At 37.6% G+C, this 13,320-nt stretch carries 11 protein-coding genes; 5 read left to right on the forward strand and 6 right to left on the reverse strand.

Annotation, left to right across the window (positions count from 1 at the left end; translation table 11 throughout):
- Entirely contained in the window at positions 1 to 2,988 is a 2,988-nt protein-coding gene (locus tag EA341_RS12250) for a tetratricopeptide repeat protein (RefSeq protein WP_293014807.1), read from the reverse strand.
- 15 nt (positions 2,989 to 3,003) lie between these two features.
- Positions 3,004 to 4,026, reverse strand: coding sequence for a DNA polymerase III subunit delta (gene holA / locus EA341_RS12255; RefSeq protein WP_293014809.1), 1,023 nt, complete (start codon positions 4,024 to 4,026; stop codon positions 3,004 to 3,006).
- 129 nt (positions 4,027 to 4,155) lie between these two features.
- Between holA and EA341_RS12260 the strand changes: the two genes are divergently transcribed.
- Positions 4,156 to 4,884 (forward strand): tetratricopeptide repeat protein, encoded by a 729-nt coding sequence (locus EA341_RS12260; RefSeq protein WP_293014811.1) that lies wholly within the window; start codon positions 4,156 to 4,158, stop codon positions 4,882 to 4,884.
- A 9-nt stretch (positions 4,885 to 4,893) separates the two neighbouring features.
- On the opposite strand, the gene EA341_RS12265 is transcribed toward EA341_RS12260, so the two are convergent.
- Both EA341_RS12265 and EA341_RS12270 read right to left on the reverse strand, forming a co-directional pair.
- A complete protein-coding gene (locus EA341_RS12265) occupies positions 4,894 to 5,736 on the reverse strand; it encodes a universal stress protein (RefSeq protein WP_293014813.1) in 843 nt (280 codons plus the stop codon).
- Positions 5,737 to 5,741: 5 nt separating this feature from the next.
- Entirely contained in the window at positions 5,742 to 6,662 is a 921-nt protein-coding gene (locus EA341_RS12270) for a glyoxylate/hydroxypyruvate reductase A (RefSeq protein WP_293014816.1), read from the reverse strand.
- A gap of 195 nt (positions 6,663 to 6,857) precedes the next feature.
- On the opposite strand from EA341_RS12270, the gene EA341_RS12275 reads away from it, so the two are divergent.
- The 3 genes from EA341_RS12275 to serA all read left to right on the forward strand — a co-directional run bounded on the left by EA341_RS12275 (position 6,858) and on the right by serA (position 10,361).
- Positions 6,858 to 7,709 (forward strand): DUF2911 domain-containing protein, encoded by an 852-nt coding sequence (locus EA341_RS12275; RefSeq protein ID WP_293014818.1) that lies wholly within the window; start codon positions 6,858 to 6,860, stop codon positions 7,707 to 7,709.
- Complete coding sequence (locus EA341_RS12280) at positions 7,709 to 8,335, forward strand: chloramphenicol acetyltransferase (RefSeq protein ID WP_293014820.1); 627 nt, start codon at positions 7,709 to 7,711, stop codon at positions 8,333 to 8,335. The genes EA341_RS12275 and EA341_RS12280 overlap by 1 nt, the downstream gene beginning before the upstream one ends.
- Positions 8,336 to 8,468: 133 nt before the next feature.
- Positions 8,469 to 10,361 (forward strand): phosphoglycerate dehydrogenase, encoded by a 1,893-nt coding sequence (serA, locus tag EA341_RS12285; protein ID WP_293014825.1) that lies wholly within the window; start codon positions 8,469 to 8,471, stop codon positions 10,359 to 10,361.
- A 212-nt stretch (positions 10,362 to 10,573) separates the two neighbouring features.
- Here the strand turns inward: serA and EA341_RS12290 are convergent, their stop codons facing one another.
- The gene (locus tag EA341_RS12290) at positions 10,574 to 11,128 is read right to left on the reverse strand and encodes a cyclopropane-fatty-acyl-phospholipid synthase family protein (protein WP_293014827.1); all 555 of its coding nucleotides are present in this window, start codon (positions 11,126 to 11,128) and stop codon (positions 10,574 to 10,576) included.
- 454 nt (positions 11,129 to 11,582) lie between these two features.
- Here EA341_RS12290 and EA341_RS12295 point away from each other — a divergent pair, with 454 nt between their 5' ends.
- Positions 11,583 to 12,926 (forward strand): M24 family metallopeptidase, encoded by a 1,344-nt coding sequence (locus tag EA341_RS12295; protein ID WP_293014829.1) that lies wholly within the window; start codon positions 11,583 to 11,585, stop codon positions 12,924 to 12,926.
- 209 nt (positions 12,927 to 13,135) lie between these two features.
- On the opposite strand, the gene EA341_RS12300 is transcribed toward EA341_RS12295, so the two are convergent.
- Entirely contained in the window at positions 13,136 to 13,315 is a 180-nt protein-coding gene (locus EA341_RS12300; RefSeq protein WP_293014832.1) for a hypothetical protein, read from the reverse strand.
- Positions 13,316 to 13,320: the final 5 nt, after the last annotated feature.

A 13,320-nucleotide genomic window follows, 5' to 3' on the forward strand; every position in this document is an offset into this window, starting at 1 on the left:
TTAATTGATCTTATTCAGTTTCTCTTTAGCCAATTTGACTATCTCTTCATTATTAGAGTTAGCTATTATGGATTCCAAAGTAGCTTTGGCTTGGAAATCCTCATCTAATTGGATATAGTTTTCTGCCAGTAACACAAAAGTTTTTCCGTACCAATATCCATATCCGGAATATGGTCCAGACTGATCAAATATGGTTTCATTGGACTTTTCAAATTGTCCTGCCTTGTTTTGAATTTCTGCCAATAAGAACAATGCCTCAGCCCCATGGACAGTTTTGTATTCATCAATCAAGTCCTTAAAAACCTTTTCAGCCTGATCGGTATTACCTGTTTTCAGTCTGGATTTTCCTTTGATCAACATGGCAGCCGGCACAGCATCTACAGTTACATTACCCAATGCAATCACCCTATCTGAATAATGTGCAGCAGAGTCGAAGGTTTCTGTTTCAAAATGCGCGATCATCAAACCTCTTTTGGCTTCATATTCTTCAATCTGATTTCTGGCATTTTTGGAGGCTTCCCTAAGAAATGGCAAGGCCTTTCCATAGTTTTTATTCTCCATTTCTATGGCTGCTATCCTTTGTATTGCCCGCAGACGCTGATTGGAGTCCCTCTCTCTTTCAATATTGTAGAAGTTTTCCAAAGCAAGGTCTTTTCTTCCTGCTTTATAATGCGATTCTGCAATGAAATAAACCGCTTCAATCCTATTGGATGCTTGAGGGTAGTTTCTCATGTAATTTTCAAAAGCCTGTATAGCTTGTTGCCAGCTATTATCAAAATAAAGTGCTTTTGCAGCTTCAAACTCAAGATTCTGCAAGCTTTTATTATCTGGATTGGCTCCCCTGAATCTTGAAAGGTATTGTGAAAACTCAGCAGATCTACCTTCTATGGCCAATGCTTCCTGAAGTCCTACCAAAGCGGCTTCAGAATTGGATGAATTGGGGTGGTTCTCTAAAATTTTCTTGTAATCATCAATGGTGGCACTATAATTTTGAAGTGAAAAACTTGCTACAGCCCTACCTTCCAGAGCAAATGGAATAAATGGACTATTAGGCCTGCTAGAAATCAACCTGCTAAAGCCATCTCGCGCGTCAGCGTACCTCATTTCCTCCATGTTGATTTGAGCTTTTTGGTAAATCGCATCTTCCAAGTGCAGGCTGTTTGGGTAATTGTTGATGAGCATGGTCATTTGCTGAATTGCTTCATCATTCCTGTTTTGAAAATTATAAACAACTCCACTTCTGAAATATGCATAGTCTACGAAGTCATTACTTTCTCTAATGGCTCTTTGGAAAATATTCTGGGATTCAGAAAACTTCTTCTGCACATAGTAAACATCTCCCAGGCGTATCAGGGCCTCATCATAATTTTCAGGCTCTGTACTCCCCTGTTTGCGGTCTACATAGCTTCTGAACTGGGTCTCCGCCTTGGCGTATTGTTCTGTGTTGAAAAAAGCATAGCCTAAACCGTAATAAGACTTAATGAGATAAGGGTCATTCGGATTGGGTCTTTGAGCCTGCAAGGCCTCATAGGCTCTTATAGCTGTCGGAAGGTCACCATTGGCAGAAAGGGCTTCCCCTTTCCAGAAATACGCCTGAACAACTAGCTCTTTATTGACAGGCGTGGAAATGGATTTATCAAAATAATTGGTTGCCAGTTCGTGCCTGTTATCCCTGTAATAGACAATACCTTGGTAAAGTGTTATTTTTTGATAAGCTTCCCGTATACGTGGAGATTTATTTGGCATTCCCTCAATATGCTCAATAGCCCTAAGGTAATTGTTGGTATTGATCAAGGCATCAGTGAGTAGATTTTCTGCTTCCTTGGCATGTTTACCATTGGGGAAATTATCTAGGTAATTATCCAAAGCACCAACGGCATCCTGAAAACTTCCCCGCTCTAGATTTACTTTGGCAAAATTGATCAATGCATCTTCACGGATTTCAGGATTGACATCACTCTTGTAAGCAGCTGAAAAACTATTGGAAGCAAATTGAGGGTTATTCAGTTTGACGTAGGCGTGACCTAAATAATATGATGAAACTTGTCCAATCTCATCATTTTGACCTGCCGAAACTTTAAAATAATCAGTAGCCCTTTGGTAATTTTCTATCTCAAACTGAGAAATACCAGCCTTATAAACTTGCGAACGGTTCAAATCCCCTTTTCTTGCATTGACAAAGGCATCGTAATTTTCGGCAGCTTTCCCGAAATTCCTTTTTTCAAAGTAAGCTTCAGCTAAGTATAGGTGGATTTCCTCTTTCCGGTCTAAATTCTTTCTATTTTGAAGTACATTTTCTGCATAGCCAATCAAATCATCATATTGGGCCTGGCGATAATAGATTCCCGACAACATGTAGGGTACCCGCGTAGAATAAAACTGGGATTTATCAGCTGCAGAAAAATCTCGGGATGCTTGTTCATAATTACCTTGGTTCATAGCTATAAAACCAGCGTAATAAAATGCATCTGCTGAATACTCACCACTTTTTCCTTTGACTTGATTGAATTGAGTAAGAGCCCTTGGGTAATCCCCGAGTTGAAAATAGGAATAACCTGTTTTAAAAATGACCTCTGAGCGTTGTGCATCAGAAATATTATCGGTTCTTACTTTTTCAAATGCCGGTATGGCCTCACGGAAATTCCTGTTTTCAAAAAAGAAATTACCCAAGACATGTGCTGCCTCATTAGTTTTAGGATGGTTTCGGTAATCTCTAATAAAAGCATATACCAAATCAGAACTTCCGGGATTATCAATTTTAATGGAGGAAATTGCATAATAAAAATCACTTAAAATTCTTATCTCTTCCTCATCGGTAGAAGCTTTAAGGTCTTCAAACTCATATTTAGAAGCGCTGAAAAGGTGTTTTTGAAAAAGTTCGAAATGATCATCCAGCTGTTTGAATTCACTGGTTTGGTATAAGCTTGATTGTGAATAGGCCAATTGACCCATGCCCAATATCAAGAGCAAAACAAGGCTTTTTTTCATAGTGTGGCACAATTATCAGTGCATGATTTTAAATATCATTTCCCGTAAAATCTCGGTTTGTTCCATTCCACCGGAATTGACTCCTTTAGAACGCAAATCACCCTCACGGACGTATGTGAGGCAATCAATAACCTTGCCTAAGTGATAATTTCGGGCCGCTACCCGATATTCTTTTAAGAAGTAAGGGTGTACCCCGACTTTTTTGGATAACTCGGCATCCCCCATATTGGAATTGTAATGTATAAGGGCAATTTTATTGAAATACGTGTAAATGAGGGCAATGATTGGAATCAATGGATGACTTTTCGGATTTTGAGAAAAATAGTGCACAATTTTATTGGCCTTGATCACATCTTTAAAGCCTATCGCTTTTGTCAGCTCAAATGTATTGTATTCTTTATTTATACCAATATAGCGTTGAATATGGTCTTTGGTGATTTTGGTAGGCTCATTGAAATTGATGAACATTTTGCCCAATTCGTTTGCAATTACTTCCAGGTTATTGCCAATACTATCGGCCAAAAAAGTTGCCGTTTGACTGTCAATTTGATGTTCTTTTTCACCAACATATGCTTCTATCCATTTCCCTAAATCCCAGTCTTTGATCTTATCGCTGTTGACCAATATTGCTTTTTTGTCAAGCTCTTTGGTCAAAGGCTTTCGCCCATCCAATTTTTTGTATTTATGTGCAAAAACAAGTATTGTGCTGGGCAGTGGATTTTGAACATATTGAATCAGAAGCGTATCTACATCTTCTTTTCCAAGACCTGATATATTCTGAGCTTCTTTCACTATGACCACCTGACGGTCTGCCATCATCGGAAACCGGCGGGCATTACTAAGAACATCATTCATCTGGGCATCTTTCCCATACATGACCACTTGGTTGAAACCTTTTTCATGCTCAGGAATAGCATTTGCTTCTATAAAATCACTGATTTGGTCAATAAAAAAGGGCTCCTCTCCCTGCAAAAAATAAACAGGTGCATATTTACCTGCTTTTAAATCTTTAAATATAACTTCTGCTTTGCTGGCCATATTCCGTTTTTCAACCCAAATATATAAAGAATTGCATTTTTCAAAAGCTGATACTACAAGCTTTGAGATTTAATTTTAAACTTTATCTGTACTATTTTTGTATTTTATTTATAACCAACAAAGTGAACCGTGAATAATTTCGATAAATCAGTAGCTTTTTTTAAAGAAGGAAAATTTGATGAGGCTTTAGATGCCATAAACCTGAGCATACAGGAAGACAATACCAACCCGGAATTTTACTTTTTCAGGGCCAGGGTACAAACACGACGTGGAAAGTTTGAGAATTCCCTCAGCGATTTTGACCACTTAATATCTTTAGAGCCTTTTAACCCAACCTATATCAGTGACAGAGCCGTAGTGTTGCACTTACTCAAAAGAGATGATGAAGCCATGAGTGAGTTTGACAGAGCGATAAACTTAGAACCGCAAAATCCCTACCGATACTCAAGCAGGGCCTATTTCAAAGATAGAATCGGTGACTTGAAAGGCGCGATCGAAGATTATGACAAAGCCATAGAGCTAGATCCAGAGGATGCTGTTGCCTATAATAATAAAGGCTTGATTGAAGAAAAAATGGGTTACCAGAATAGATCCAAAAACAGTTTTAAAAAAGCAGATGACCTGGTAGGATACAAACCAATCAATTCTGAAAACAATGATTTACCAAAAATCGGTGAAAAGAAAGGCCAAGATCCAGAACCAAGAGTAACTATGGAGCCAATGGACCCAAATGAAGTGCCCCGTAAAATTACTTTGAGTGGCTATCTGGACACTATATTGAAAGTGTTCACAGATAAAACCACTCAAAAGGAATTCTTTGGCTTTATTTCAAACGGCTTTAAAAAGAAAGACAGCTGATGAGCTATATCAGGCTCTTTTTAAAACTAAGAGAGGTTTATTAATAAAATAAGACATTTTCTTAGACAGGTTATTGGTAAATATTTGTTCAAACCATACTTTCTTTTTACTTAAAGTAACTAGAATATCGCCTTTAGCTGTAATCAAATAATTCTCCAAGCCAAGTCCCGGTTCGTCTCTATATGACTTGAGTACATAATTTACCCTGTCATATTTGACAAATGGACTTAATTCTTCTACCATGGTTTTATGTAGAGACTTGTCTATGGATGTATTTTTGGAAGACACGTGAACAACATCTATCTCGGAGTCAAAAAAACCAGCCAGCTCTACAATTTTCTGAATAGCTATCTTGTCTTCCTCCATATAATCTGTCGCATATACAAACTTCCTTGGTGGTTTGAAGTAAACTTTTCTTGGAATCACAAAAACATCTATGCTAGATTTAGATACAATTTTACTAGCCTTGGTGCCTATGTAGTTATTTTTAAATTCATTGACACCCTCAGTACCCAAGACAATCAGATCAGCATTGTTTTCATTGGCAAAGTCAAGGACTGTGCTGACAATTTTACCTTCTTGTATGTGTGATTGACATGAGACAAGTCCTTTAGACAAACTCTCTACTTCCACTGTTTGAACGAGACTATCAAGTTTTTTCTTGATAAAGGCATACTGATCACCACCATGCCTGTCCACAGCTGCTAACTTCTGATAATCATCCTTGTCGGGGACGTGGATAAGTATCAGGTCTGCCCTATATTTTTCGCCCAACCTTGCTGCATATTCTACAGCATTAAGTGAGCATTCTGAAAAATCTACTGGGCAGACGATTTTAAAATTTTTTTTCATCGTCTCTAGTATCCTCTTTTTCTGTTAATTTGATTAATGAATGGTTGACTTTTTTGTACTCGGTGGTAGTTTTCAATGATTTGCGGGGCTGCTGCCCCAGGGTTTGTCACACTCGCAATATGCGGGGTGATGGTGATTTCATTTCTGTTCCAAAAAGGGTGTTCTACCGGTAAAGGCTCTTTTTGGAAAACATCAAGCATAGCTCCTGAAATATATCCCTCGTCTAAGGCTGTCAATAGGTCCTCCTCTATCAAATGCTTTCCTCGGGCTACATTAATCAGGTATGTACCTTTCTGACATTTTCTGAAAAACTCAAGATTCAATATCCCTTCTGTTTCAGGTGTCAGCGGTAACATACAGACCAATATATTAATTTTAGATAAAAATTTATGTATTTGGTCACCAAAATAATATTCATAATCAAGGTTCTCTTTTGGTGAATTACCAATACCAATTACTTCAAACCTCAAATTGAGCAGTTTATCAGCAATATCACCACCCAACTCCCCTACTCCTAAAACACCCACGGTAACAGGAATTTCAGGATTTGACATGTCCCATATCCTCCTAAGCTGATCTGCCTGATACCGTTTGATCTGACGGTGATGGTTAAGAACTGCCATTACCACGTAATTGGTCATAGAAATGGTCAATTTGTCGTCAATGATACGTGTAATGGGAATGTCACTAGGTATGCTTTCATCCGTAAGAATGTGATCAACTCCAGCCCCCATGGAACATATCAATTTTAGATTAGGGAAATCACTCAATATGCCACTTGGATGGTTCCAAAGAGTTACTACCTCCACCTTCTCCGGAGAAGAAATATCAGGATATACCTGTATATCTATAGAGGGATCAAGTTTTTTAAAATTTTCCACCCAGACAGAGGCATCTCTCCCAGGTGATATGATTGCTAAGCTCATGGGCTAAATTTTGAAAATAAAATTAGCATACTCCTAATCTTTAGGAACAACAATTGCTATTTTGCAACATGCGGAATATACAAGTAGTTTAAATGGGTACTTAAACGTTTTAAATAACAAAGTTAACATTCGAACTAAGTTTAGCAAGTAATTAACTATCAGTATAATCAAATTAGATTAATAAAAACCTGTTTTATGAAAACAAAAATCAATTTCCTATTCATGTTTTTGCTCGCCTGCTGTATTTCAAGAGCCGAAGCACAACAAATCCAAATGCCTCAGGCTAGTCCCTCAGCTCAGATCAGCCAAAAAGTCGGCTTAACTGATGTAACTGTGGATTACAGCAGACCAAGTATGCGAGGACGAAAAATCTTCGGTGAACTTGTACCTTTTGGAGAAGTGTGGAGAACAGGAGCCAATGCTGCAACAACCATAACTTTTTCCACTGATGTGATAATAGAAGGAAATGATTTGAAAGCGGGTACTTATGCCCTTTATGCAATTCCGAATAAAAATGAGTGGACCATTATCATTTCATCAAACACCAAACTCTGGGGAGCTGTTGGATATACATCTGAAGATGATGTGATGAGATTCAAAGTAAAACCCGGTAAGACTGGCCAAAGGTATGAAACAATGGAAATCAACTTTGTTGATATAACTGATACCGGTTCATCACTGGCAATCAAATGGGAAAATACTAGAGTAAAATTCAGAATTGAAACTGAAGTGGATGGTATTGTAATGTCTCAGATAAAGGAATTGGTTTTGGATCAGGAACCCAAAAATCCAGGACTCTACTATCAGGCCGCTAACTATTACTTCACAAACAACAAAGACATGGATCAGGCTTATGAATGGATCAATAAATCTGTTGAGGATGATGCAAAATACTGGACAATGCATCTTAAAGCTAAAATCGAGTTGGAATTAGGTAAGAAAAAAGAGGCTATTTCTTCTGCTCAAAAATCTATGGAAATGGCAAGAGAAGCTAAAAATCCCGATTATGTAGGACTAAACGAAAGATTGATCAAATCTATCAGGTAATGGGTTACAAATATTTGAATATAGAAAAGTGGTCAAGAAAAGACCACTTTCTTTTTTTCTCCAAGTTTGAAGAGCCATTTTTCGGAATATGTTCTCGGGTAGATTGCACCAAGGCAATACAAACCTGTAAAAATAATGGGTATTCGTTTTTTCAATTTTACTTACACGCCTGTCTACAAGCAGTAAATTCTATAATAGACTTCAGGTATAGAATTCAAGAAGGAAAAGTCTTGGTGTATGATGAAATTGGTGCTTCAAGTACAGTGAATAGACCCAATGGAACATTTGGTTTTTCCTATATCCCTTTTGAACGGGATTTTATCCAATTCTCATCTCAAACCACAACTATACTGGAAGAAGTGAGAAATTCAAAAGAGCTGCTTCCTTCCGGTTCTGCAGATAATGTCATTCATTTTTCGGTATTGCCTTGGCTGGATTTCACTTCAGTCTCCCATGCAAGACCTTTTTCTGCTGAAGATTCCTGTCCTAAGATCACTATAGGCAAAGTAATAGAGCACAATGGAAAATCAAGCTTTGCAGTTTCAATTCATGCACATCATGCTTTAATGGATGGTTACCATATAGGACTTTTTGTAGAAGCTTTTCAAAATCAATTGGACTCCTGATCTCCTAATCTCCTACTCAATCGATTGCAAAAAAATAATCCGACAATTAGAAAGTATTTTATTCAATAGATCGGATATTTTTTTAATAATATTCTAATTTTGAACAGCCAATAACAAAAACTTTATAACAATAATGCCCAATATTAAGAAATTCATCATTGATTTTGACAGCACATTTACCCAAGTTGAAGCCCTGGATGTATTAGGGGAAATTAGTTTGGATAAAGACCCCAAAAAAGCTGAAAAGCTTCAAGCCATCAAAGACATTACCGACATGGGTATGGAAGGTAGCCTTAACTTTCGGGAGAGCTTGGAAAAAAGACTGGAAATACTCGAAGCTACAGAAACTCAAATCTCCACTTTAGTGGAAGCATTGAAAACCAAAGTATCCAAGTCCTTTCAGCGCAATAAGGAATTTTTTGAGGAAAACGCTGAAGATATTATTATCATTTCAAATGGATTCAAGGATTTTATCACACCGATAGTCGGGGAGTATGGCATCAAAGCTGAGAATGTCTACGCAAATGAGTTTATTTATGATGAATCAGGAAAGATTATTGATTTCAATAGGGAAAACATCCTTTCTAAAAACGGAGGTAAGCCTGAAACTATTAAAAATCTTAACTTAGAAGGAGATATTTATGTAATTGGAGATGGCTACACAGATTATGAAATTAAAGCGTCCGGATTGGCTAATAAGTTCTATGCATTTACCGAAAATGTAGATAGGCCAAAAGTCACTTCCAAAGCAGACCATGTCGCTCCTAGTTTAGATGAAATCCTTTATGTGAATAAAATGAACAAAAAATTCTCCTATCCAAAAAGCCGTATCAATGTATTGCTTCTGGAAAACGTTCACCCAATCGGTGTTGAACTAATGAAGCAGGAAGGTTATAATGTTGAAATAATTGCATCTGCCCTTTCCGAAGAAGAGCTGGCCGAAAAGATAAAAAAAGTATCCATACTCGGTATCCGCTCCAAAACCAATGTCACCAAAAAAGTATTGGAAAATGCCAATAGACTTATTTCTATCGGTGCATTCTGCATAGGGACCAATCAGATTGATTTGGAAACCTGTACCGAAAAAGGAATTGCGGTCTTCAATGCCCCCTTCAGCAATACCCGTTCTGTAGTAGAAATGGCCATCGCAGAAATCATTTTCCTGATGAGAAATTTCCATGACAAAAGTTTGGGCATGCATAAGGGAATTTGGGATAAATCTGCAAGCGGTAGTTTCGAAATCAGAGGAAAGAAACTAGGGATTGTAGGCTACGGAAATATCGGTGCCCAACTCTCTGTATTGGCTGAAAGCATGGGTTTAGATGTGTATTATTACGACGTTATCGAAAAACTGGCACTTGGAAACGCGACCAAGGTTGAATCTTTGGAAGAACTTATCAGTACAGTAGATGTACTTACGCTACATGTGGACGGAAGGAAAGAGAACAAAAACCTTTTGGATGAGAGTAAAATCAAATTGATGAAAAAAGGCAGTTACCTACTGAATTTAAGTAGAGGACATGTAGTGGATATAAAGGCCTTGAAAGATGCGCTTGAAAGCGGCCATATCGCTGGTGCAGCGGTGGATGTTTTCCCTGAAGAACCAAAGAATAACGATGAACCTTTTGTTTCCGAACTCATCGGATGCAAAAATGTAGTCCTAACCCCACATATTGGAGGATCTACTTCAGAAGCACAGGTGAATATAGCCAGGTTTGTACCCGGTAAGATCATGGAATACATCAATACAGGAAATACATATAATTCTGTCAATTTCCCCAATATACAGTTACCATTCCTTCAGAATGCGCACAGATTGATACATATACATCAAAACGAACCTGGAATCCTTGCCAAGATCAACCGTATTTTGGCAGATTTTGAAATCAATATTGTTGGACAATACCTGAAGACCAATGAAAAAATAGGGTATGTGATTTCTGATATTGACAAAGCCTATTCACCTGAGGTTATAGATGCCATGAAACAGATTCCGGGAACGATTAGATTTAGGGTATTATATTAAAACGAGTGTTTGATAAAACTCCTGAGAATTTAATGGTTTGCATAAAAAAATAAAGGTGTAAACTCGGTTGAAACTAAAACTTAAAGACAGTTTTGGTATCTGTTGTTTTCGATTCTTGGTAAAAATTAATTTATAAATTAAGAATTAGATTGCTGGAAAGATAAGTGTGAAAATTGACCTGTAATTTATAAGATATATTACGCAAACCTTTATCAGGGAACTTTCCAAAAGAAGAGCACATGCTCTTTACCGTCTTTGAGAATAACCTTTCTTTCTTCGTCAGGAACCCAATCACCCATATCAAAGCGATGGGAAATAACTCTTGTTCCCTTGGGTAATTGCAATATTTTCGGTCTTAGTTTGAGGTTGATATCCGGAAATAGGTATAGCACTAAAACAGTAGCATCTGTAAAATCCAATTCAAATAAATCTCCCTGGATAATTGTCACCAAATCATCTACTCCCTTTTCTATTGCATTTTCATTTGCCACATCGACTAAATCCGCATCTATTTCCACCCCAACAGCTCTAATTCCAAATCTTAACGCTGCCTGAATAGGAATCCTTCCATCACCCGACCCCAGATCATACAGGACATCCCCTGCCTCAATGTCAGCCAATTCCATCATCGCATCCACTACCTCCATTGGAGTAGTTACAAAAGGAACCAAATCTGCAAATCCAGGCGGATCATCTTGAGCATGAACTGCCGTAAAGATCGTAAAGCAAAAGCTTAAACAAATGATTATTTTGTTTCTATATGACATTTACAATATTCAATTTCTGGTTTTAACTTCTTTTTTAATTCGAATTTATATTTTCTTACTGTTAAACCTTCAATATTAAAGTAATTAATAAATTCATGGTTTAGCCTGGATAGAAAAAGCACTAGGGTTACTTTCAAAATTGGTGTAAAAACTAACCTGTTAATATGCTGCAATAAATGGATAAGTTAGTCTATTCCTAATAAAAAATTTCATTGTAAAAACACTTTTATTATTTCATAATCAACATTTTACGTCTCCGATGTATAAAAACACTTGAAGGATAACCCATATACTGCAAAAGGTCTGGATCCCGAAATATGTTGTTGTAAAATTCTTTTCAATCTGCTGTAGACAAAAAGAAAAAATGAATGCTAAGTAAAAAAAGGCTTTTATATCTGAGGAGGATGTTGTTAATTTTCACTTAATTCATTTTAATCATCATTATAAACCCGTCATGAAATTCAAACTTAATCGTTTCCAATTCCTGCTATTATTTGCTATTGGAGCAATGTTTTTAGTCTCTTGCCAAAACAATGAAGTGTCCGAAAAAGTCTTAGACAATCCTTTTAGCGGACCGAGCCCATGGCCGGAGATCAGAAAGGAAAGATTGGAAAAGCTTCTCCCTCAGGCCATGAAAGCATCTGGTGTAGATGCTTGGATAGTGATTTGCAGAGAAAACAATAATGATCCAATTGCCCAACATATTGGAGGTGAAAATGCAGGAGGAACAGCCTTATTTCTTTTCTATTTGGAAGGAGAAAAAGCAATCTCAAAGGTTTTTTCTCCTGTAGGAGAAGCTACTGCTTTGACAGAATTACAAATCCATGATGAAGTAATTCCTGTAGAAAGAGGTGCTTCAGCAATAGAACAGGGTGCTGAATATATCAAAGGGCAGCAGTTCGAGAAAATAGCCATCAATAGTTCTTATGGTGAGCTTTTAGCTGATGGGTTGAGCTACACACAGAGGAAAAGTCTTGAAGAGGCTCTAGGAAATCATGCCAGTAAGCTGGTTTCCGCAGAAGAATTGATTTATGAATTCTTAGCGATAAAATTACCATCTGAGGTTGAAATCATGACTAAGGCTGCTGAGCTTACAGCACAATGGCAAGTCGAAGCCTATCAGCAAGTGGTTCCTGGAAAAACCACTGATGCAGATGTAGCCAAGTTTTTAAAGAAAAAAATGGAAGAGTATGGTGTCAAGGATGGTTGGTCTCCAGACCAAAACCCAAGTGTGAACTCAGGACCTGACAGAGGCCACTCTCATCCGACGGATAAGGTAATCATGCCTGGAGATGTTATACAGACGGATTTTGGCATCAGGGTGTATGATATGTGGGTTTCTGATATACAAAGATTCGCCTATGTTCTCAGAGAAGGAGAAACAACTGCACCTGATTCTGTTCAATTTTACTTTGAATCTTCTATTGGTGGCAATAGGATTGCGCTTGAAGCGATGAAGCCTGGTGTATTGGGTTACCAGGTAGATAAGGCCCAGAGAGACTGGATGGATGAAAGAGGCTCTGAATACGTGATGTGGAGCACAGGCCATCCTGTAGGTTATGTTGCCCATGATATCGGTCCTAATCTTGGTGCAGGCAACCTTCCTGACCCAAGTGTAAGACCTGCTGCTATGAAGCCACTCAAAGAAGGAATGCTTTTCGCTTTTGACGGATTCCATGCCTGGAAACTACCCGATGGAGGAACCAAAACCATGTCTGTAGAAGAAACTGCTGTGGTAACAAGCGATGGAGCAAGATACCTTATCAAGCCCCAAGAAGAATTGATCTTGATTAAATAATGATTCTTTAATAATTTGATATTAGATATTCATGGATATCCTGTCCCGGTTTATTGGGGTTGGTTTTAGATCATATGATAATTCTATCAAACAGGTCCTTCTGGTAAGATTAAGGAAAATCATTAAGTAAAAACACAGCCACTGAAGATCAGTGGCTGTGTTTTTTATTTCTTTTTCTTTAATTTAATTTCTTCTTAGATGCATGCATCTTATTGGTCCTTAGAAGCAATCTGAGACGTTTTTTTGAGTATGACTGGCTCTTTCAATTTAGCTGTTACCATGCCAAAGAAATATTTCAGTTCAGGATAATTAGTTGTTACATTTTCATAATCACCTTCATAATTATTTTTATAAACAAGCCGAAAATAATTTTCACCGGTAATTGACATAATCC

The sequence above is a fragment of the Mongoliibacter sp. genome (genome assembly GCF_007692705.1).
Taxonomy (GTDB): Bacteria; Bacteroidota; Bacteroidia; order Cytophagales; family Cyclobacteriaceae; genus Mongoliibacter.